The organism is Nocardia sp. NBC_01009 (genome assembly GCF_045208035.1).
GTDB lineage: Bacteria > Actinomycetota > Actinomycetes > Mycobacteriales > Mycobacteriaceae > Nocardia.
On sequence record NZ_CP108695.1, the window covers coordinates 1,855,727 to 1,875,605 of the forward strand.

The 19,879-nt window shown below is 66.7% G+C and carries 20 protein-coding genes and 1 tRNA gene; 14 read left to right on the top strand and 7 right to left on the bottom strand.

What is annotated here, in order from left to right; all coding sequences use genetic code 11:
- Positions 1-70: 70 nt before the first annotated feature.
- The gene (locus OHA42_RS08170; protein ID WP_328408728.1) at positions 71-241 is read right to left on the bottom strand and encodes a hypothetical protein; all 171 of its coding nucleotides are present in this window, start codon (positions 239-241) and stop codon (positions 71-73) included.
- A 165-nt stretch (positions 242-406) separates the two neighbouring features.
- Here OHA42_RS08170 and OHA42_RS08175 point away from each other — a divergent pair, with 165 nt between their 5' ends.
- The 3 genes from OHA42_RS08175 to OHA42_RS08185 all read left to right on the top strand — a co-directional run bounded on the left by OHA42_RS08175 (position 407) and on the right by OHA42_RS08185 (position 1,795).
- Positions 407-1,240, top strand: coding sequence for an alpha/beta fold hydrolase (locus tag OHA42_RS08175; RefSeq protein WP_406235858.1), 834 nt, complete (start codon positions 407-409; stop codon positions 1,238-1,240).
- A gap of 131 nt (positions 1,241-1,371) precedes the next feature.
- The gene (locus OHA42_RS08180; protein ID WP_011207082.1) at positions 1,372-1,614 is read left to right on the top strand and encodes an MbtH family protein; all 243 of its coding nucleotides are present in this window, start codon (positions 1,372-1,374) and stop codon (positions 1,612-1,614) included.
- A 109-nt stretch (positions 1,615-1,723) separates the two neighbouring features.
- Positions 1,724-1,795 (top strand) — tRNA-Thr (locus tag OHA42_RS08185).
- Between the two features lie 220 nt (positions 1,796-2,015).
- Here OHA42_RS08185 and OHA42_RS08190 read toward each other — a convergent pair.
- Positions 2,016-2,441 carry an HIT family protein gene (locus OHA42_RS08190; protein WP_406235860.1) on the bottom strand — a complete coding sequence of 142 codons (426 nt, stop codon included), beginning with the start codon at positions 2,439-2,441 and terminating at the stop codon, positions 2,016-2,018.
- A gap of 119 nt (positions 2,442-2,560) precedes the next feature.
- On the opposite strand from OHA42_RS08190, the gene OHA42_RS08195 reads away from it, so the two are divergent.
- On the top strand, positions 2,561-3,637 hold the full coding sequence (locus OHA42_RS08195; protein WP_406235862.1) for an alpha/beta fold hydrolase: 1,077 nt from the start codon (positions 2,561-2,563) through the stop codon (positions 3,635-3,637).
- Positions 3,638-3,666: 29 nt separating this feature from the next.
- Here OHA42_RS08195 and OHA42_RS08200 read toward each other — a convergent pair whose 3' ends face one another.
- Positions 3,667-4,044, bottom strand: coding sequence for a PH domain-containing protein (locus OHA42_RS08200; RefSeq protein WP_328408737.1), 378 nt, complete (start codon positions 4,042-4,044; stop codon positions 3,667-3,669).
- 194 nt (positions 4,045-4,238) lie between these two features.
- Between OHA42_RS08200 and purD the strand changes: the two genes are divergently transcribed.
- Positions 4,239-5,507 carry a phosphoribosylamine--glycine ligase gene (gene purD / locus OHA42_RS08205; RefSeq protein ID WP_406239212.1) on the top strand — a complete coding sequence of 423 codons (1,269 nt, stop codon included), beginning with the start codon at positions 4,239-4,241 and terminating at the stop codon, positions 5,505-5,507.
- A 6-nt stretch (positions 5,508-5,513) separates the two neighbouring features.
- Here purD and OHA42_RS08210 read toward each other — a convergent pair whose 3' ends face one another.
- Positions 5,514-6,476 (bottom strand): M23 family metallopeptidase, encoded by a 963-nt coding sequence (locus tag OHA42_RS08210; protein WP_406235864.1) that lies wholly within the window; start codon positions 6,474-6,476, stop codon positions 5,514-5,516.
- A 170-nt stretch (positions 6,477-6,646) separates the two neighbouring features.
- Here OHA42_RS08210 and OHA42_RS08215 point away from each other — a divergent pair, with 170 nt between their 5' ends.
- From OHA42_RS08215 to OHA42_RS08235, 5 genes are all read left to right on the top strand, one after another.
- On the top strand, positions 6,647-7,810 hold the full coding sequence (locus OHA42_RS08215) for a pyridoxal phosphate-dependent aminotransferase (protein ID WP_406235866.1): 1,164 nt from the start codon (positions 6,647-6,649) through the stop codon (positions 7,808-7,810).
- A gap of 128 nt (positions 7,811-7,938) precedes the next feature.
- Complete coding sequence (locus OHA42_RS08220; RefSeq protein WP_406235868.1) at positions 7,939-8,577, top strand: TetR/AcrR family transcriptional regulator; 639 nt, start codon at positions 7,939-7,941, stop codon at positions 8,575-8,577.
- A gap of 83 nt (positions 8,578-8,660) precedes the next feature.
- Positions 8,661-10,082 (top strand): adenylosuccinate lyase, encoded by a 1,422-nt coding sequence (gene purB / locus OHA42_RS08225; protein ID WP_406235870.1) that lies wholly within the window; start codon positions 8,661-8,663, stop codon positions 10,080-10,082.
- Positions 10,083-10,146: 64 nt separating this feature from the next.
- Positions 10,147-10,584: an HIT family protein gene (locus tag OHA42_RS08230; protein WP_406235872.1), complete on the top strand. Its 438-nt coding sequence runs from the start codon at positions 10,147-10,149 to the stop codon at positions 10,582-10,584.
- 126 nt (positions 10,585-10,710) lie between these two features.
- Complete coding sequence (locus OHA42_RS08235; protein ID WP_406235874.1) at positions 10,711-11,670, top strand: alpha/beta hydrolase; 960 nt, start codon at positions 10,711-10,713, stop codon at positions 11,668-11,670.
- A gap of 63 nt (positions 11,671-11,733) precedes the next feature.
- Here OHA42_RS08235 and OHA42_RS08240 read toward each other — a convergent pair whose 3' ends face one another.
- The gene (locus OHA42_RS08240) at positions 11,734-13,179 is read right to left on the bottom strand and encodes an MFS transporter (RefSeq protein ID WP_406235876.1); all 1,446 of its coding nucleotides are present in this window, start codon (positions 13,177-13,179) and stop codon (positions 11,734-11,736) included.
- A 155-nt stretch (positions 13,180-13,334) separates the two neighbouring features.
- On the opposite strand from OHA42_RS08240, the gene OHA42_RS08245 reads away from it, so the two are divergent.
- Entirely contained in the window at positions 13,335-13,685 is a 351-nt protein-coding gene (locus OHA42_RS08245) for a helix-turn-helix transcriptional regulator (RefSeq protein WP_328408752.1), read from the top strand.
- 318 nt (positions 13,686-14,003) lie between these two features.
- Positions 14,004-16,190: a S9 family peptidase gene (locus OHA42_RS08250; protein ID WP_406235878.1), complete on the top strand. Its 2,187-nt coding sequence runs from the start codon at positions 14,004-14,006 to the stop codon at positions 16,188-16,190.
- A gap of 11 nt (positions 16,191-16,201) precedes the next feature.
- On the opposite strand, the gene OHA42_RS08255 is transcribed toward OHA42_RS08250, so the two are convergent.
- Entirely contained in the window at positions 16,202-16,381 is a 180-nt protein-coding gene (locus OHA42_RS08255; RefSeq protein WP_406235880.1) for a hypothetical protein, read from the bottom strand.
- A 97-nt stretch (positions 16,382-16,478) separates the two neighbouring features.
- On the opposite strand from OHA42_RS08255, the gene OHA42_RS08260 reads away from it, so the two are divergent.
- Positions 16,479-17,180 (top strand): DUF2334 domain-containing protein, encoded by a 702-nt coding sequence (locus tag OHA42_RS08260; RefSeq protein ID WP_406235882.1) that lies wholly within the window; start codon positions 16,479-16,481, stop codon positions 17,178-17,180.
- Between the two features lie 156 nt (positions 17,181-17,336).
- Here OHA42_RS08260 and OHA42_RS08265 read toward each other — a convergent pair whose 3' ends face one another.
- Positions 17,337-18,791 (bottom strand): glutamate decarboxylase, encoded by a 1,455-nt coding sequence (locus OHA42_RS08265; RefSeq protein WP_406235884.1) that lies wholly within the window; start codon positions 18,789-18,791, stop codon positions 17,337-17,339.
- A 124-nt stretch (positions 18,792-18,915) separates the two neighbouring features.
- On the opposite strand from OHA42_RS08265, the gene OHA42_RS08270 reads away from it, so the two are divergent.
- Positions 18,916-19,797, top strand: a complete 882-nt coding sequence (locus OHA42_RS08270; RefSeq protein WP_406235886.1) for a glutaminase — start codon at positions 18,916-18,918, stop codon at positions 19,795-19,797.
- Positions 19,798-19,879: the final 82 nt, after the last annotated feature.

Consider the following 19,879-nt stretch of genomic DNA (forward strand, 5'->3'; position numbering starts at 1 on the left):
TTTTCCCGCTGTGGTTATCGGTTTATCGACGGCGCCGTTGTCGTCGAGCTCGAGGTGGTCGACTCGGTCGCTACTCGCCTCGGCCGCCGGGTCCGATGCCGAGCATCGACAACAGCATCCGGCACTCGTCCGCGTCCTCCGCGTACGCGGCGACGACGCGCTGCGCTTGGCGGGCGGTCTCATCGGCAAGTGGTTCCAGATCGTCGTCCGCGATGTCGTTCGCGCTGCCCTTCGCGGCCATTTTCTTGTCCTCCCGGCTCGGTACGCTCGTACGTGCGAGTAGTCAATGGTATCCGGACCTGGTGCGCGCGCGCCGCACCCGGATACCTGTTCGCCCGGTCGGTGCGTCGCCACGTCGGTCCCTATACCGTGGGGGCCCAGCACAACTCCACGAAAGGGTTCGAAGATGCCGTTGGCCACGGTGAACGGAATTTCCCTCAACTACCAGGTCAAGGGCGACCGAACCAAGGGAACAGACACGCCGGGATCGGCGCCGCTGGTCGTGATGATCATGGGGACGGGCAGCCCGGGACGAGTCTGGGAACTGCATCAGGTTCCCGCGTTGGTCGCCGCGGGATACCGGGTGTGCACGTTCGACAACCGCGGCATCGCGCCGTCTTTCGAGGCCGCCACCGGCATGACCATCGACGAGCTGGCCGCCGACACCGCGGGACTCATCGAATTGCTCGGCGAGGGGCCCGCGCTGGTCGTCGGCACCTCCATGGGGTCGCGGGTGGCCCAGGAATTGGCGCTCGCCCGTCCCGATCTGGTGCGCAAGGCCGTGTTCATGGCCGGTCACGGCCGCCTCGACCAATTTCAGAAGACGCTCTCGCTCGGCGAGCACGACCTCGACGCCAGCGGTGTGCAGCTGCCCGCGAAATATGAGGCCGCGGTGACCGCGGTGATGAACCTGTCGCCCGCGACCCTCGCCGACCCGAACGCTGCCCGCGACTGGCTCGACCTGTTCGAGTTCACCGGTGGCCCGGTGACGCCGGGTATCCGCGCGCAGCGCCGGATGGACCACGACTTCGACAGGGTGCAGGCCTATCGAGGGATCAAGGTGCCCTGTCTGTCCATCGGATTCGCCGATGATCGGATGATCCCGCCCTATCTGTCACGCGAGGTCGCCGAGGTGATTCCGGGCGCGCGCTACCAGGAGATTCCCGATGCGGGCCATTACGGCTACCTCGAGCGCCCCGAGGCGGTCAACAAGATCCTGCTCGATTTCTTCGGGGCCTGAGGTAACTGCCAACACGTAACGTCTACCTTGCTAGGGTCGACACAACGCTCGGGGATCTTCCGACGCTCCAGCAGCGGCGGACCGGTCCAAGAGTCGATCCCGTACATGCGCCAGTATCCAGTGAGGTGAAATTGAGCACCAACCCCTTCGATGACGAAGACGGCCGCTTCTTCGTCCTGGTCAACGATGAAGAGCAGCATTCGCTGTGGCCGGCCTTCGCGGAGGTTCCGGCCGGATGGCGAGTCGTTTTCGGCGAGGACAGCCGCGCTGCCTGCGTCGAATACGTCGAAAAGAATTGGACGGATATGCGTCCGAAGAGCCTGCGTGACGCGATGGCCGCCGACGATGCGGCCCGACAGGGCGCCCAGTCCTGACCCGCGGCTAGATACTGCGCCGGGACGTTCGATAGAACTGCCGCTGCGTGGCACCGTAATCCGGTGTCACGCAGTCGGCGCGCCCGGTTATGATGGTCACCGTTTTCCCGCCTCCTTAGCTCAGTGGTAGAGCACTCGCCTTGTAAGCGAAAGGTCGTCAGTTCAATCCTGACAGGGGGCTCTTCCAGCCGCTGGGCGGCTGAGCTCAGTGGTAGAGGCTCGGCCGTTGTTGTAAGCGAAAGGTCGTCAGTTCAATCCTGACAGGGGGCTCTTCCAGCCGCTGGGCGGCTGAGCTCAGTGGTAGAGGCTCGGCCACTCTTCCAGCCGCGTCAACGATAAAGGGCGGTCACTGCGCATCTTTGCGCGTGACCGCCCTTCGGTGTTTTTCGTGAACGACGAGCTCAGTCCGGGACGTGTGCGCCGTGGCCGAGGTCGCGCAGCGCCTGCTTGATCCTTGCCTGGGCCTCGTCGAGCGACTCGGGGGAAGGGTGGTGGTCGGCGCCGGAGATGTCGAAGTTGCCCATGGTGAATGCCGGAAAGACGTGCACGTGCAGGTGCGGCACCTCGAGGCCGGCGATGAGCAGGCCGGCGCGCGGCGCGTCCCAAGCCTGGCGGACTGCTTGCCCGATCTTCTGGGCGACGCCGTTGAGCCGGGCAAAGATCTCGGCGTCGACGTCCTGCCACTGGTCGATTTCCTTGCGGGGCACCACCAGGGTGTGACCGGGGGTGATCGGGGCGATGGTGAGGAAACCGACGAATTCCTCGTCCTCCCAAACGAATCGGCCAGGCAGCTGACCGTCGATGATCGCACTGAAAACAGAAGCCATGCCCGCAGGCTACGCGCCGGCCCTCGGGTCGGTGCGGCGGCAGCTGGAGGTTGACACTGCCTTGAAACTGTGTCTAGCATACACATATCAGTTTCCGATGGACACAATTTAGGAACGACATGATCACCATCGCGCTCGCCGCCACTGCCGCCGCAATCTCCGCCGCCCCCGCCGGCCTGCTCGGTCACCGCCAACTGCGTCGCCGAAGCAACGCGAAGGCGCTGCGTATCGACACCCCGAACGGCATCTCCGAAGCCGGCTTCGTACGCATCGGCGGCATCGATCAGTGGATCGAGATCCGCGGCGAGAACCTGGCCAACCCGGTCCTGCTCGACCTGCACGGCGGTCCCGGCGCCACGAACACCTACTTCGCCAACCGGACCCGGCAGTGGGAGCGGCACTTCACGATCGTCCGCTGGGACCAGCGCGGCACCGGCAAGACCTTCGGTCGCGGCGACCAGGGTGAGATGAGCTTTCGGCAGTTGTGCACCGACGCGCTGGAGGTCACCCGGTACGTACAGCGCAGGCTGCGCACCGACAAGGTGGTGCTGCTCGGCAACTCCTTCGGATCGGTGCTCGGACTTCGCCTTGCGCGCAACCACCCCGAGCTGTACTCGGCGTACGTCGGTACCGACCAGAACATCCTCGGCGGCGAGCGCGACGACAGCGAGTTCTATACAACCGTGCAGCGGCTGCGCGACAGTGGAAAGCGTTCCGACGCAGCGAAGCTGGAGCAGATCGGCCCGGATGCGACGAAATGGTCGGCGGCGGACTGGGCGATGCACGCCAAGCTGAAGACCAACTCCGATCCCTTCCTCTCCAGTGTGGTGAAGAAGCTGATCCTCCCGTCGATGTGGTTCTCACCTCAGCATCGGCTGCGCGACCTGAAGAACGGCATGGACGGTATGACATTCGCTGCGCAGGTGGGCGTCGAGTCCGTGCACTTCGATTCCTGGCGCGACGGAACGCGATTCGAGCTCCCGTTCTTCGTCTTCCAGGGCGAACACGACACGCTGACGCCCGCGGATCGCGCTCGCCGCTACTTCGACGACGTGCATGCCCCGCACAAAGAGTTCGCGCTGATCACCGACGCCACCCACTTCGCATCGTTCTGGCAGCCCGCGCAATTCCTCGAGCTGCTGCTGACCCGGGTGCGTCCGGTGGTGACCGGTGATCAGACGCGGCTGCCCGCGTAGGCCTTTCAGTGGTGTAGGGCGCGCGCGATCTACACCGCGACGAAATGCGACAGGATGCCCTGCACCTCATAGATATCGACCTGGCGGTTGAACCGCTTCTGAATCGGCTCGTGCGAGCCGGAGATCCAGATGGCGAGTTCGGCATCCAGGTCGAAGGTGCCCGCGGTTTCCACCGAGAAGTGGGTGATCGCCCGGTAGGGGACGCTGTGGTAGCTCACCTTCCGGCCCGAGAGACCCTGTTTGTCGACGAGGATCAAGCGTCGGTTGGTGAACAGGATGGCATCGCGGACAAGCAGATACGCGGCATAGATCTGTTCACCGTTGCCGAGGAGTTTCGCGTACTCCGTCTGTGCCTGGCCGGGATCGATACGCCCGGCATTGCCCATCAGTCCGTCGATCAGACCCATCGGCTCCGCCGCCTCTCCGCGTATCTTGCCGGTCTCGGGTGCCTCGATATTCACCATACGGGCCGGCGGTCGGATGGGTGGCGGCTTCCGGGCGTACCCGGCGAGTTACCCATGTCCATGCGAAATCAGTTGGCGCTTTCCGCAGGTTTGCGGTCCAGGTAGGTCGCTCTCGGCCGTCACCTAAGCTGATGGCCGTGCGAGTACTCGTCATCGGTTCCGGAGCCCGTGAACATGCCCTCGTCCTTGCGCTGCGCCGGGACCCCGCGGTGAGCGCGCTCTACGCGGCGCCAGGCAATGCGGGGATCGCCCAGCACGCCGAGATCCGCCCCGTCGATCCGTGCTCGGCAGAGGCGGTGGTGGCGCTGGCCACCGAGCTGGCGTCGGATCTCGTGGTGATCGGCCCGGAGGTGCCGCTGGTGCTCGGTGTCGCCGACGCGGTGCGCGCGGCGGGTATCGCCTGCTTCGGTCCCTCCGCCGCTGCCGCGCGGATCGAAGGCTCCAAGGCCTTCGCCAAGGACGTCATGTCGGCGGCGGGGGTGCGCACCGCGCACAGCGAGATCGTGGACACCCCGGCCGAACTCGATGCCGCGCTCGACCGCTTCGGCCCCACCTGGGTGGTGAAGGACGATGGACTGGCCGCGGGCAAGGGCGTTGTGGTGACCGCGGACCGGCTCGCGGCCCGCGACCATGGTGCCGAACTGCTCGAAAATGGTCATCCGGTGCTGCTGGAATCCTTCCTCGACGGGCCGGAAGTTTCGCTGTTCTGCCTGGTCGACGGTGAAACCGTGGTTCCGCTGCTGCCCGCGCAGGATCACAAGCGCGTCGGCGACGGCGACACCGGACCCAACACCGGCGGCATGGGCGCGTACACGCCGCTGCCGTGGCTGCCCGCGGAGACCGTCACCGAGATCGTGGAGGACGTGGTCAAGCCGGTCGCTGCCGAACTGGTGCGGCGCGGCAGCGCGTTCTCCGGCCTGCTCTACGCGGGTCTGGCGATCGGCGCGGTAGGCCCCGCTGTAGTGGAATTCAACTGCCGCTTCGGTGACCCCGAGACGCAGGCGGTGCTCGCACTGCTGGAGAGCCCGCTGGCCGAGCTGCTGAACGCCACCGCCACCGGCACCCTTGCCGATGTCGCCGCACCGCGCTGGCGGGACGGCTCCGCCATCACCGTGGTGGTCGCCGCCGAAAACTACCCGGGCCGCCCGCGCATCGGGGACGTCATCACCGGCGCGGGAGACGGCACGCGCGAGGACTCCACGGTCCTGCACGCGGGCACCGCACAGCGCGAGGACGGTGCCCTGGTCTCCGCGGGCGGCCGGGTCCTCAGCATCGTCGGCGTCGGTGCGGATCTGTCGGAGGCCCGCGCGCACGCCTACGAGCGTGTCGCTTCGATCAAACTCCCTGGCAGTCACTACCGCAACGACATCGGCCTTGCTGCGGTCGAGGACCGGATCACGGTCTGAGGCGAGTTATCCGAAGGTGAGGCCGTGGACCGCCAGCCATTGTTGGGGGTCCACGTGCTGGCCGCCGAGGATGACCTCGAAGTGCAGGTGCGGACCAGAAGAATCGCCGCGGTTGCCCATGCGCGCGATCTGCATGCCCGCCGGGACGCGCTCGCCGACGGACACGAAGAAGTCGTACATGTGCCCGTAGACCGTGATGGTGCCGTCGTCGTGCCGGATGCGCACCCATAGCCCGAAGCCCTGGGCCGGGCCCGCATCGATGACGGTGCCGTTGGCGACGGCGTATATCGGCGTGCCGATCGGTCCCGCGATATCGATGCCGTTGTGGAAGGTGCCCCAACGGGAACCGAATCCGGAGGTGAAGATGCCTCGGGTCGGCAGCACGAAGCCGCCACTGCCCGGCACGATCGAGCCGGGGTACACCGGCGCGCTGCCGGTCATCCACGGCTGCTGTTCCCCGGCGACAGCGGCGGCGGCCTCGGCCTTGGCGCGTTCGAGGGTGCTGCGCGCGGCGGCGGCGACCACCGCCTGCTCGCGGAGTAGCTCGCCGTTGGCGATCGCGTTGAGGTACCTGCGCACCGACGGCGGGGTCGACTGCATCTGCTGCGGATAGGCGAAGGCGACGCGCTGCGCTTCGCCCGGACCGGGAACCCGGTCGGTGAGCCCCCAGGTGAACGACGAATCGGCGGCGGCGAACAGCGCTGTCGCGCAGAGACCGGCGATCAGGATCCGATGCTTGCGCAAGAGCGCGCGGTAGTCGGGCTCCAGTCGCCGCTGCCAGAGCTTGCGCGGGTCGGGCCGCGGTCGCTGCCGCAGGTTGTGCAGTTCGCGCTCGGCGCGCGCAATCAGGGCGCTGACGTCGCGGTGGGGGCGTTCCTGTGGCTCGGCACGCCAATCCCGCGGAATGACCCCGATGCCACCCACTCCACGTACGCGTTCCAGCCCCGCGCGGCGAGCTTTGTCAAGCATTGAGCCGACCATAGCCTGATCGCGGACCTGACGAAGCCCGACCGCGTGCCGACACACCTCCTCGTTCGGGGCAGCGGAGCGCTCTTGATCGACCTCCGGTATCGATAGCGCCCGACAAAGGCCGGGCGTCAGCGAAGCGTTGCCGGGCTCGACCATCTACCGTCTGTCGGGTGCCAAGAGAATCTCGCCGGTCGACCATTCCACCTTTCTACGTGATGGATGTCTGGAAAGCCGCCGCGGAGCGCGCCAGATCGCACGGTGATGTGCTGGTGCTCGCGGCGGGGCAACCTTCGACGCCGGCGCCGGCCCCGGTGCTACGCGCGACGAAGGCCGCGATCGATTCCGAATTGCTCGGCTACACAGAGACTTTCGGGATTCTGCCGTTGCGGGAGGCGATCGCCGAGCACCACCGCGACACCTACGGTTACCAGGTCGACGCCGACGACGTGGTGGTGACGACCGGTTCCTCGGGCGCGTTCACGCTCATCTTCCTGGCCGCCTTCGACCCCGGCGACACCGTCGTGGTGGCCCGTCCCGGCTATCCGGCCTACCGAAACACCTTGGCGGCGCTCGGTTGTCGCGTCGTCGAGCTCGATTGCCGCGCCGGGACCAGGTTCCAGCCGACCGTGGCGATGCTGGAGGCGCTGCCGGAGCCGCCTGCGGGCCTGGTGGTCGCGAGCCCGGCCAATCCGACCGGCACGATGATCGATCCCGCGGAACTCGCCGCCCTGGCGCGCTGGTGCGACGCGCACGGAACGCTGTTGATCTCCGACGAGATCTACCACGGCATCACCTACGCGGGCGATAGCGCGGGCACTTCCTCGGCGTGGGAGACCTCCCGCGAATCGGTGGTCATCGGCTCCGTGTCGAAATACTTCTCGATGACCGGCTGGCGATTGGGCTGGATGCTGGCGCCCAGCGGTTTACGACCCGCGTTGCAGCGGCTCGCCTCGAATATGACGGTGTGCCCGCCCGCGATTTCCCAGTACGCGGCGCTGCACGCATTCGGCGCGGAGGCGAAAGCCGAGCTCGACGGGCATGTCCGGCGCTACGCGGTGAACCGGCGGCTGTTGCTGGACGGTCTGGCCGAACTCGGCATCACCGACCTGGCACCGGCCGACGGCGCGTTCTACGCCTATGCCGACATCGGCCACCTCACCGACGATGCCAGGAAGTGGTGCGCGGACGTGCTCGACCACACCGGGGTCGCGCTCGCGCCCGGCCTCGACTTCGACACCGTCGCAGGACATCGGACCGTGCGCTTTTCGTTTGCCGGAGCTACCGCGGACATCGAGGCGGCGCTGGTTCGGCTGGGTCACTATCTGCGTGGCTGATCCTCGTGTCCGGCAACGAGTTTGCACAGTTCGTCACCCCGAAGGTCCAGATGGGGTAAAACAACGATGGCTGGGTTTCCTCTCTGATTTCGCACGGATGAACTGATGACGACTGGCACGATGGCACGGTGATAACCGCGACGACCCCGAAAGGCGAACGGCGTCGCCAGGCTCTGGTAGCCGCCGCCGCCGAGTTGTTACTCGAAGGCGGATTCGATGCGGTACGGCATCGCTCTGTTGCGACGCGCGCCGACCTTCCGTTGGCGTCGACCACGTACTACTTCGAGTCGCTCGATGATCTGATCGCGCGGGCGGTCGAATTCAGTGGCAACGCGGAGTTGGACGCGATGCGGCACCGGGTCGGCGACGTCAGCCACCGGCGGCGCGGTGCCGAGGCGACGGTCGATCTGGTACTCGATCTCCTGGTGGGGACCGATGGCAACGATGAAGACGCCCGCGGGCAGCTGATCGCGCGTTACGAGCGTTCGGTGGCCTCGGCGCGGCACCCGGAATTGCGGGATGTGCAGCTACGACTAAGAGCGCAACTGGACGAGCTGCTCGCCGATGTGCTGCGCCGGTCCGATCGAATGGTGCGGCCGGAGCAATTGCGCAGGCTGGTCGCCGTCGTCGACGGCGCCGTGGTGGCCGCGTTGAGCGAATTCGACCCGGAGCCAAGGCGAATGGCGCGTGGCGCGCTGCTCGAAGTAATCGATATCGTCGCGCCCGCTACGCCGCAGCAGATCGATCGGTTCCGGGCACTAGACTGATGCGACGTGAGAGAGCGCAGCGAACGAGCCATAGACACAGCGCCCTGGCTTACGACGGAGCCGAGCGTCAGCGAGGCGCAGTCGTGAGCCTTGTCCCTAATGTCCTCGCCACTCGATACGCCAGTCCGCAACTGGTGCATCTCTGGTCGCCCGAGAACAAGATCGTACTCGAGCGGCGGCTGTGGCTGGAGGTGTTGCGGGCCCAGTCGGAACTCGGCATCGAGCTGCCGCCCGGCGTGATCGCCGATTACGAGCGGGTGATCGACCAGGTCGACCTCGCCTCCATCGCCGAGCGTGAGCGGGTCACCCGCCACGACGTGAAGGCCCGCATCGAGGAATTCAACGCGCTGGCCGGGCACGAGCACGTGCACAAGGGCATGACGAGCCGCGATCTCACCGAGAACGTGGAGCAGCTGCAGATCCGGCTCTCGCTCGAGCACGTGCACGCGCACGGCGTCGCCGTCGTGGCTCGGCTGGCCGAGCGCGCCGCCGAATACCAGGCGCTGGTGATGGCGGGCCGGTCGCACAATGTCGCGGCGCAGGCCACCACGCTCGGTAAGCGTTTCGCTTCCGCGGCCGACGAGCTGCTGATCGCGCTGACCCGGTTACGCGAACTCATCGAGCGGTATCCGCTGCGCGGCATCAAGGGCCCGATGGGCACCGCACAGGACATGCTCGACCTGCTCGGTGGCGATTCGGCCAAGCTGGCGAAGCTGGAGCAGCAGGTCGCCGGGCATCTCGGCTTCGCCACCGTGCTGACCAGCGTCGGCCAGGTGTACCCGCGTTCGCTGGACCACGACGTGCTTTCGGCGTTGGTGCAGGTTGGTGCGGGCCCGTCGTCGTTCGCGCACACCATCCGGCTGATGGCGGGCCACGAGCTGGTCACCGAGGGCTTCCAGCCCGGCCAGGTGGGCAGCTCGGCGATGCCGCACAAGATGAACACTCGATCCTGCGAGCGCGTCAACGGCCTGCAGGTGGTGCTGCGTGGTTACGCGTCGATGGCCGCGGAGCTGGCGGGCGCGCAGTGGAACGAGGGCGACGTCTTCTGTTCGGTGGTTCGGCGCGTCGCGCTGCCGGATGCCTTCTTCGCGATCGACGGCATGATGGAAACCTTCCTCACCGTGCTGGCCGAATTCGGCGCCTACCCGGCCGTCGTCGCTCGTGAACTCGACCGCTACCTGCCCTTCCTTGCCACCACCCGGATGCTGATCGCGGCGGTCCGGGCCGGCGTCGGCCGCGAAACCGCGCACGAGGTGATCAAGGAACACGCGGTCGCCGTCGCCCTTGCGATGCGTGAACAGGGGCGCGAACCCGACCTCCTCGACCGCCTCGCGGCCGATGACCGCTTCCCCCTCGACCGCCCGGCTCTCGACGTCGCCCTTGCCGAGAAGTCGGCCTTCATCGGCGCCGCCGAAGCCCAGGTCTCCGAGGTGATCGCCCAGGTGCAGAAGCTCGTCGACTCCTACCCGGAAGCAGCGCGCTACACGCCGTCTCCGATCCTCTGACCGCCGCCGCTTCCGCCGATCACGCCGGTCGGCGGGAGCCCGCGTGCGCTCGTTAGGGTGCCGTGTGGACCCTTACACGATTTTTGCTGACATCATCGCCGGGCGGGCGACCGCGAGCACGGTGTACGAAGACGACGATGTGCTGGCGTTTATGGATATTCGGCCGATGACGCCGGGGCATCTGCTCGTGGTGCCGAAGGTGGCCGCCCGCAGTCTCGCGGAGCTGGATCCGGCGATCGGCGGGAAGTTGTTCCAGGTGGGGCAGCAGTTGGCGGCGGCGCTGCGGGTGTCGGAAGTGGGCTGCGACGGAGTGAACTTTTTTCTGGCCGATGGGGTGACCGCGGGCCAGGAGGTGTTCCATGTGCATCTGCATGTGATCCCGCGCATGCCGGGTGACGGCTTCGGCCTGCGTGGCCGACCGACCAGCCCGAAACGGGCCGATCTCGATTATTTGGCCGGGTCTATTCGCGGCGCGCTCGGGCGGAGTGCGCAAGCTTCGTAAAGCGCTGTGTGGCGGGTGGCGTCGACCCGTGGTTTGCTGAAGAAATTCCCGAATGCCATTTCCTCCCGCGACGGCTATCGGTGAGTTACGTTGACTGCCACGTGTGGTGGGCTGATGGAGCGGGACATGCGACGAAGAATTGTTGCTGCAGTGGTGCTGTCTTTTTCGCTCGGTGTGTTCGGACCCCTCGTGTCGGTGCCTGCGCAGGCCGCGGCCGCCCAGGTGGTCAGGATCGATGACCTCGGCCCGACCAAGTCCGCGGTGTTCATCGACTCGCCGGCGATGGGCAAGATCATCCAGGTGCAGGTGCTGCACCCGAGAGGCGGCGGCGCCCGCCCCTCGTACTACCTGCTCGACGGCCTGGATCCCGGCGTCGGACAGAGCACCTGGACCAACGCGACCGATGCCGAGAGCTTCTTCGCGAGCAAGAACGTCAACGTGGTGCTCCCGGTGGGCGGCCAGGCCAGCTACTACACCGACTGGCAGCAGGACGACCCGCGGTTCGGCCGCTACTGGTGGGAGACCTTCCTGACCGAGGAGCTGCCGCCGATCATCGACGACCGCTTCGGTGGCAACGGTGTGAACGCGATCGGCGGCCTGTCCATGGGCGGCAACGCGGCCTTTATTCTTGCGGTCCGCAATCCCCAGCTGTATCGCGCGGTCGCGGGCTACAGCGCCTGCCCGGACACCGGTCTTGCCCAGGCTGCGGTGATGTTCTCGATCGCCAACCGCGGTGGCAACCCGATGCGGATGTGGGGCGTGCCGGGCAGCCCCGTCTGGTCCGAGCACGATCCGGCGCTGCTGGCCGAGCGACTGCGCGGCAAGACGATCTACCTGTCCGCCGGCACCGGAATCCCCGGCCCGTACGAGGCCGAGATCAAGCCGCAGTTGGCCGAGAACATCTTCCTCGGTGGCCCGGTGGAGGTCGGCGTCAACGTCTGCACCGTCTCGTTCGAACAGCGTCTGCGCCGCATGGGCATCCCCGCGCACGTCGATTACCGCCCCACCGGCACCCATTCCTGGTCCTACTGGCAGGACACCCTGCACGCCTCGTGGCCGACCATCGGCCAGGCAATCGGGGCCTGACTCTGCTGTGCAGGAACGACGAGCCCGGCCCGACATAGGGCCGGGCTCGTCATTCGTCGTGGGCTATCCCGCGACGACCGACGGTCGACCGGCGGATACCGCATCCGAATCGGTGGCCCGGTGTCGGGGCAGCACGAGGACGACAACCAGCCCGAGCGCCATCCCGGCTGCCGTCAGGACGACCACGAATGACTCGCCGTGCGCGGTGGCCTCCCGCAGGGCAGCACCGGACTTGCCCGCGGTGCCGAGTTCGGCGAGGACGGTGAAGATCGCGAGGCCGATGGCATTTCCGATATTCATTGCCGTCGACGCGATGCCGTTCGCCACCCCCTGCTCGTGCGCGGCGGTGCCCGTTGCCGCGGTGATCCACATGGCAGTCCAGACGATGCCCTGGCCGACACCGGAGATCACCAGGCCGGGGACCAGTGCGGCGAAGCTCGAATCCGGGTCGAAGCCGATTGCGAGGACGAACGTGCCCACCGCGCCGACAGCGAAGCCGATGAGCAGGGTGGTGCGACCGCCGATGCGGGTGGTGAGTCGCTCACCGAGTTGCGTGCCGGTGGCGATGGCCAGCGACGGCACCAGGAAGGCCAGGCCGGCCTGTAGTGCGCTGTACCCGTGGACGCCCTGCATGAGCAGCGAAAGGAAGTACGGGAGCACGCCGAATGTCGCCATGTACAGAAAAGCGACCGCCATGCCGACGGTGAGACTGCGGTTGCGCAACAGCCGCAACGGCACCAGCGGATCCGCGCTGCGCGCCTCGATGGCTGTGAACAGCGCGAGCAGCAGCAACGCAGCGACGAAAGCACCGACGACAAACGGGCTGCCCCAACCCAATTCGGGACCCTCGACGAGCGCGAACACCAGCACGGTCGCCCCGACGGTGACGCTGAGCGCGCCGGGCAGATCGAAGGAGCGACGCGGGCCGCCCGCTGGATCGCGCGGGATCACCACCAGTGCGGCGAGCGCGACGATACCGGCGAGCGGTACATTCACGAAAAAGACTGCCGGCCAACCGAAGCCGTCGGTCAGCACGCCGCCGAGCAATGCGCCGACCGTCAGACCGCTCGCACCGGCACCGCCCCAGATCGCCAGTGCCCGATTGCGTTTCGGGCCCTCGTCGAACAGGGTGTTGAGCAGGGCGAGCGTCGAGGGCAGCAGCAGCGCACCGCCGATGCCCTGAACGGCGCGGGCGATGATGATGGTGATCGGGCTGCCCGCAAGTCCGCCGATCAGCGACGAGACGGCATAGATCGTCAGTGCGAGCACGAATATCCTGCGGCGGCCGAGCAGGTCGGCCGCGCGCCCGCCGAACAGCAGGAAGCCGCCGGCGAACACGACGTACGCACTGACGACCAGCTGCTGGGTTTGGCCGGGAAAGCCGAGGTCGGATCCGATTTCGGGGAGTGCGACGAAGACGATATTGAGGTCGAGCGCGAAGATCAGCTGCGCGAACGCCAGCAGTGCCAGCGTCCAGCCCAGCCGTTGGCCGGTGAGTGAGGTGGGCATCTGAGTGCACGCCTTTCTGGCTGCGTGAGACGGAGGTGCCGAACGGTGGGGCCCACACCGTTCGATCGTACGTATAAACGCGTACATTTGGACTGTACTAGTTAATGCGTACGATCTGTCAAGGGATTGTTCGTATATCGCGGTACTATCGGACTATGGTTCTCCAGCACCCGAACCGCGATCAGATCCGCATCGAGAACGTGCTCTCGGCACTGGGCAACCCGATCCGGCTCGCCGCCGTGCGCGTGCTCGCCGAAGGTGGCCAACACAACTGCACAAGCGTGCTCGAGCTCATCGAGGTCAACGCCAAATCGACGATGACCCACCACTGGCGCGTGCTGCGCGAGGGGGGCGTGATCCACCAGATCCCCTCCGGCCGCGAAAACCTCGTCTCACTGCGGCGCGATGACCTCGACGCCTGCTACCCGGGCCTGCTCGACGCGATCCTGACCGGCGCCCGAAGCGACGAAGCCGTCCCCTCCGGAACCCCCTCGGCTCGCCCCTGACAGCACGCCCATCCCACGGCTCGGCAACGCTCCAACACGGTGATTTCGCCCAGCGCGATCTCGTTGCCCACCGACGCGGTCTCGTTGCGCGCACTCGCCACGCCGCCGCACGCGCACGCGGAAGCCGGTGTGGCCACGCCGATTCCGGTGCCGGCGAACAGCGCCGCCGCAACCGTGGCGAGCCGGACGGCAATGGTGAGGCGCATGGTCGCGAGCCCACGGGGAGTGCGGGTGCCACCGCCCGACAAAACAGACCGCTCATGGCGGAGTTGCCCCGCCAACACGCCGACACCGGGGTGCGCCGCTACGGTGGATCCCATGGCTCTCGACACAGGTACCGGAACGATCCCTAACCCCGACGGCGGGTCGGCGGTGGTGACGGCGCCGATCGCCAAGACGGTCCCGACCGAGCGGGTGCACCACGGCGATACGTTCGTCGACGAGTACGAGTGGCTTCGGGACAAGGAGAACCCCGAGGTCATCGCGTACTTGGAGGCGGAGAACGCCCACACCGAGGCGCAGACCGCGCATCTGCAGCCGCTGCGGGAGAAGATTTTCGACGAGATCAAGGCGCGCACCCAGGAGACCGATCTTTCGGTGCCGACGCGGATGGGCGAGTACTGGTATTACTCGCGCAGCTTCGAGGGCAAGCAGTACGGCGTGCACTGCCGCTGTCCCATCGATACCGACGCCGAGGGGATCGACGCATGGACACCGCCGCAACTCGAGGTGGGCACCGAGATCCCCGGCGAGCAGATTCTGCTCGATAGCAATGAGCAGGCCGAGGGCCACGATTTCTTCGCGCTCGGCGCGTTCTCGCTGAGCCATGACGGCAACCTGCTCGCCTACTCGGTCGACACCGCCGGTGACGAGCGGTACGTGCTGCGTTTCAAGGACCTCCGCACCGGCGAGTTGCTCGCCGACGAGATCGTGGGGACCGCGCCCGGTGCGACCTGGTCGCTGGACGGCTCGCACATCTTCTATCAAACGGTCGACGAATCGTGGCGGCCCGACACCGTGTGGCGCCACCACCTCGGCGCCGCCACCGACACCGACGTGCAGGTGTTCCACGAGCCCGACGAGCGCTACTGGGTGAGCATCGGCGCCACCCGCTCGGAGAAGTACCTGATGATCTGGGTCGGCTCCAAGATCACCACCGAGGGCTGGGTACTGGAATCCGACAACCCCGAGGGCGAATTCCGCGTCATCCTGCCGCGCCGCGAGGGCGTCGAGTACTCCGCCGAGCATGCGGTGGTCGGCGGCGAGGACCGCTTCCTGATCCTGCACAACGATGTCGTCGACGGAGTGAAGGCGGAGAACTTCGTGCTCGCCGACGCACCGGTCGCCGACCCGTCGAACATGACCCTGCTGATCGGGCATCGTGACGACGTGCGGATCGAGGACATCGACTGCTTCGCCGATCACCTGGTCCTGAGCTACCGTCGTGAGGCGCTGACCAGGGTGGCCGTCTGGCCGCTGACCGAAGCCGGGTACGGCGAGCGCCGTGAGCTCGAGTTCGATCTGGAGCTCTTCGCGGTCGGCTCGGGCGCCAATCCCGAGTGGGAGCAGCCGACGCTGCGGATCGGCCTCACCTCGTTCATCACGCCGCTGCAGGTGTTCGACTACGTGCCAGCCACCGGTGAGCTGTTGCTGCGCAAGGAGCAGCCGGTGCTCGGCGGATACGACCCGAACGACTATGAGCAGCATCGTGATTGGGCGGTCGCCGCCGACGGTACCCGGATTCCGATCTCGTTGGTGTGGAAGAGGGGCATCGACACCTCCACGCCGAAACCGTTGCTGCTCTACGGTTACGGCTCCTACGAGGCCAGCATCGACCCGTCGTTCTCGGTCTCGCGGCTGTCCATGCTCGATCGCGGCATGATGTTCGCGGTCGCCCACGTGCGCGGCGGCGGTGAGATGGGCAGGCTCTGGTACGAGAACGGCAAGACGCTCACCAAGAAGAACACCTTCACCGATTTCGTCTCTTGCGCACGGCATCTCATCGATACCGATGTCACCTCGGCTGACGTCATGGTCGCCGACGGCGGCAGCGCGGGCGGCCTGCTGATGGGCGCGGTGGCGAACCTGGCGCCGGAGCTGTTCGCCGGCATCCTCGCGAATGTTCCGTTCGTCGATCCGCTCACCTCCATCCTGGACCCGTCCCTGCCGCTCACTGTGATCGAGTGGGACGAGTGGGGTAATCCCTTGGCGGACAAGAACGTCTACGACTACATGAAGTCCTACGCGCCGTATGAGAATGTCGTGGCCGCCGACTACCCGGCCATCCTGGCCGTCACCAGCCTCAACGACACCCGCGTGCTGTACGTGGAACCGGCCAAGTGGGTCGCCAAGCTGCGCGCCACCAAGACCGGCGACGCCCCGCTGCTGTTGAAGACCGAGATGAGCGCAGGTCACGGCGGGGTCAGCGGCCGCTACGAGAAGTGGAAGGAAGTCGCGTTCGAATACGCCTGGATGCTCGACATCGTCGGACTGGCCGACGCGTAGCCGAGTCCTGGTTACTCGGCAGGCTTGGACACCAGGAGCTTGCCGAGTAGCGCGGTGAGCTGAGCACGCTCGGCGGGGGTCAGCGCCGCGAAGGTTGCGTCCAGGTGGGCCGGGATGGCCGCCTCCGCCGCGCGCAGCCGGTCGAGGCCCGCGTCGGTGACGGTGACGTGCCTCGGGCCGAAGTGCTGCACTGGGACCGCTGGTAGTCGACAAGAGCGTGACGGTGTGTTCGTCGCGAGGTCATCCGTGCTGCACGCTCAGTACATCTGGCCAGGGCATCGTGGGTTCATGACCGCTCAGCTGATCGTGTCCGTGTCGGGGATCAGGGACACCACCCGAAATGCCGCGATCGAGTTCGGCGCGGAGATGGATCGGCGTGGTGTGCCGATGTCACTGCTGGTCGCGCCGCGGCTCAAGGGGCGGTATCGGCTGGTCGACGATCCGGCGACGCAGGCATGGCTGCGTGGTCGTCGCGCGCGGGGTGACGCCATTGTGCTGCACGGTTACGACCAGGCGGCGACCAAGCCGCGCAGGGCCGAGTTCGCCACCCTGCCGCGCCACGAGGCGCGGTTGCGGCTCACCGCGGCGGATCGGGTGATGGAGCAGGTGGAGCTGCGCACCAGGCTGTTCGCCGCGCCGCGGTGGGATGCTTCGGCGGGGGCTATCGAGGCGCTGCCGGAGGTCGGGTTCCGGCTCGCGCTCGGGCTGACCTCGATGCTCGACCTGGAACGCAACGTGGCGCAGAAAGCGCGCGTGTATGGCATCGGCGAGGGCTTCCGTGCCGAGCCGTGGTGGTGTCGGGCGCTGGTGATGGGTGCGGCCCGCACCGCACGCCGCGGTGGCGTGCTGCGTCTGGCCATCTCGGCCGCTCAGCTCGACCGCTCGGGTCCGCGCCAAGCCATTCTCGACGCGGTCGATCTCGCCCTGCTGCACGGCGCGGTCGGTGACGTCTATCGCTGGGAATCGTTCACTGCCGCACGGGCGGCGTGAACCGGACAGGCGCGGGCGCCGGCGGTAGCCGCGGTCGCCCGCGACAGGGTCGGGTGAGTGGTGTGGTCGGCACCGCCCCGCGAAGCGCCGTCGCCCGTATGGCGTAACCGGGCGGCGGCGCGCGGCGGGTCTTATGTCGTCGTCGGTCCTCGTTTCTTACTTCGCTTTGGTCGGGGTCGCCTTGTTGTCCGGTACCGCCGCCGTCGCAGTGTGTGTGAAGCCGCCCGCCTCCGCCTTGGTGAGCGGCGTCGTCAGCGGATGCCGCACCAACTGGTTCATGCCGCGGATGACATCCGACAGCAGTATTTCCGCCATATCGATGGTGAACCCGTGCCGAATGAGGGCACGCATGATGGTTTCGTTCTCGCGGTCGGCGGGCAGCGGGTAAGCGGCGATCAACCAGCCGCGGGTGCGCAGCCGATCCGACAGGTCGTAGAGATTGAAGCCTTGGTCCGCTTCGTCTTTCAGCCGCCACGACACCGCAGCGATGCCGTGTTGCGGATTGCCCGCGTGGATCATTTCGAATGGGCCGAGTTCGCGCAGGCCTGCTGCCAAGTGCTTTGCCACGTGGTAGATCTGGGACTGCACCCGGGTGTAGCCGATGCGGCCGAGTCGAATGAACTCGTAGTACTGGGTGATCACCTGCCCACCGGGGCGGGAGAAATTAAGGTTGAAGGTCGCCATACTGCCGCCCAGGTAGTCGACGTTGAAGATCAGCTCCGGCGGCAGGTCGGCGGCCTCGCGCCAGATCGCCCAACCGGAGCCGAGCGGGGCCAGGCCGGTCTTGTGGCCGGAGGCGTTGATCGACTTCACCCTGGGCAGCCGGAAGTCCCAGATCAGATCCGGTGCCGTGAACGGCGCGAGGAAACCGCCGCTCGCGGCGTCCACATGAATGGGGATGTTCAGGCCGCTGACCCGCTGCAGCTGGTCGAGAGCCTTGGCGATCCCCTCGACATCCTCGTACAGCCCGGTGAAGGTCTGCCCGAAGGTCGGCACCACCATGATGGTGTTCTCATCGCAAAAGGCGGCCACATCGTCGGGATGCATGGTCAGGCGATCACCGCGCAGCGGGATCTGCCGAATTTCGACGTCGAAGTAGCGGGCGAACTTCTCCCAGCACACCTGTACCGGACCGCAGACGAAGTTGGGTGTCCCGGTGCCGCCCCGCTTCCGCCAGCGAACCTTGGCGGCCAGGCCGCCGAGCATCGCGGCCTCGCTGGAGCCGGTGGTCGAGGTGCCGTGCGTGCCCGCCGGATCGGGGGAGTGCCACAGGTCGGCGACCATCCGCACGCAGCGGCGCTCCAGTTCGGCCGTCTGTGGGTACTCGTCCTTGTCGACAATGTTCTTGTCCAGGGATTCGGCCATCAACCTGCGTGCCTGGTCGTCCACCCAGGTGGTGCAGAAGGTCGCCAGGTTCATCCGGGAGACACCGTCGAGCATGAGTTCGTCGTGCACGATTTCGTAGGCGACCTGGGGGAAGAGCTCCAGCGCCGGGAACCCGGATTTCGGCGCGGTCCTGCTGAGGCCGGGCAGCGCGAAAAGGTCGTCGGGATCAGGGGTGTCGGACATCGAAATGGCCTCCCGAGTAGCGGCTCGCTTGATGTTTGCCATGCTGCGGATAGTAGTGTCGGTGACTTGAAATTTATTGCTGTACCTGCATATTCATCGAAACAATAATGGATGCCAATCGTTTACTATGCGCACCATGGACTATCGGCATGTCATAACGCAAGTGATGTCTGATACAGAATCGAGCATCGGTTCCGGCCAGGTCGCCGACTACATTCCCGATCTTGTGAAGGCCGATCCGAAGCAGTTCGGCTTCACCATTGCCACCGTCGACGGGCACGTCTACAGCGTGGGGGAGGCGCACACGCCCTTCGCTGTCGAGAGTATTTCCAAGGTCTTCGCGCTGGCTCTGGTGCTCAGCAGGAAGGAAACGCCGATTTGGCAGCGGGTGGGTCGCGAGCCGTCCGGCACGCCGTTCAACTTGCTCATCGAACTGGAGACGGAAAACGGGATCCCGCGCAACCCGTACGTCAACCCCGGTGCCATCGTGGTCGCCGACCAATTACTGCACGACACCGGCAACGGCCTCGACGCGCTGCACACCCTGCTGCGCGCGGAAACCGGCGCTGCGGATCTGCAAGTCGACAGCGTGACGGTCGAATCCGAGGAAGGCGCCGGAGACCGCAACCGGGCGATGGCCTATCTGATGGCGAGTTTCGGCAACATGATCAATCCGGTGCACCAGGCGCTCGACCATTATTTCCGGCAATGTTCGATCGCCATCACCTGCGAGCAGCTCGCCAAGGCTGGTCTGCTCGTCGCGCGTGACGGGCTGCGCGAGGACGGCTCCCGACTGCTGCACCGCGCCGATGCCAGGCAACTCGTCGCGCTCATGACCACGTGTGGGACCTCCGATGCCGCAGGGGAATTCGCGTACCGGATCGGTCTGCCGTGCCAGAGCGGTGTCGGCGGCGGCATCCTGTCCATCGTGCCCGGCAAATGTTCGGTCGCCGCCTGGGGGCCCGGTCTGGACGCGAAGGGCAATTCGGTGGCGGGCGCGGTCGCCATGGCGTCCTTCGCCAGGACGACGGGCTATTCGATGTTCTAACCGGTGCGACACAGACCGATCGGTCGGGTGAATTCGCCGTCGCGCCGACCGATCGTCTCGGTGCGTACCTGGCGCACGTACA

Excerpts from the sequence above, each read along its gene's own strand:
- OHA42_RS08260 (WP_406235882.1), top strand. The coding sequence starts at position 16,479 with ATGACCGCTCAGCTGATCGTGTCCGTGTCGGGGATCAGGGACACCACC.
- OHA42_RS08170 (WP_328408728.1), bottom strand. The coding sequence starts at position 241 with ATGGCCGCGAAGGGCAGCGCGAACGACATCGCGGACGACGATCTGGAA.
- OHA42_RS08200 (WP_328408737.1), bottom strand. The coding sequence starts at position 4,044 with ATGGGTCTGATCGACGGACTGATGGGCAATGCCGGGCGTATCGATCCC.
- OHA42_RS08270 (WP_406235886.1), top strand. The coding sequence starts at position 18,916 with ATGTCTGATACAGAATCGAGCATCGGTTCCGGCCAGGTCGCCGACTAC.
- OHA42_RS08240 (WP_406235876.1), bottom strand. The coding sequence starts at position 13,179 with ATGCCCACCTCACTCACCGGCCAACGGCTGGGCTGGACGCTGGCACTG.
- OHA42_RS08190 (WP_406235860.1), bottom strand. The coding sequence starts at position 2,441 with ATGGCTTCTGTTTTCAGTGCGATCATCGACGGTCAGCTGCCTGGCCGA.
- OHA42_RS08265 (WP_406235884.1), bottom strand. The coding sequence starts at position 18,791 with ATGGCAAACATCAAGCGAGCCGCTACTCGGGAGGCCATTTCGATGTCC.
- OHA42_RS08250 (WP_406235878.1), top strand. The coding sequence starts at position 14,004 with ATGGCTCTCGACACAGGTACCGGAACGATCCCTAACCCCGACGGCGGG.
- OHA42_RS08245 (WP_328408752.1), top strand. The coding sequence starts at position 13,335 with ATGGTTCTCCAGCACCCGAACCGCGATCAGATCCGCATCGAGAACGTG.
- OHA42_RS08195 (WP_406235862.1), top strand. The coding sequence starts at position 2,561 with ATGATCACCATCGCGCTCGCCGCCACTGCCGCCGCAATCTCCGCCGCC.
- OHA42_RS08175 (WP_406235858.1), top strand. The coding sequence starts at position 407 with ATGCCGTTGGCCACGGTGAACGGAATTTCCCTCAACTACCAGGTCAAG.
- OHA42_RS08210 (WP_406235864.1), bottom strand. The coding sequence starts at position 6,476 with ATGCTTGACAAAGCTCGCCGCGCGGGGCTGGAACGCGTACGTGGAGTG.
- OHA42_RS08235 (WP_406235874.1), top strand. The coding sequence starts at position 10,711 with ATGCGACGAAGAATTGTTGCTGCAGTGGTGCTGTCTTTTTCGCTCGGT.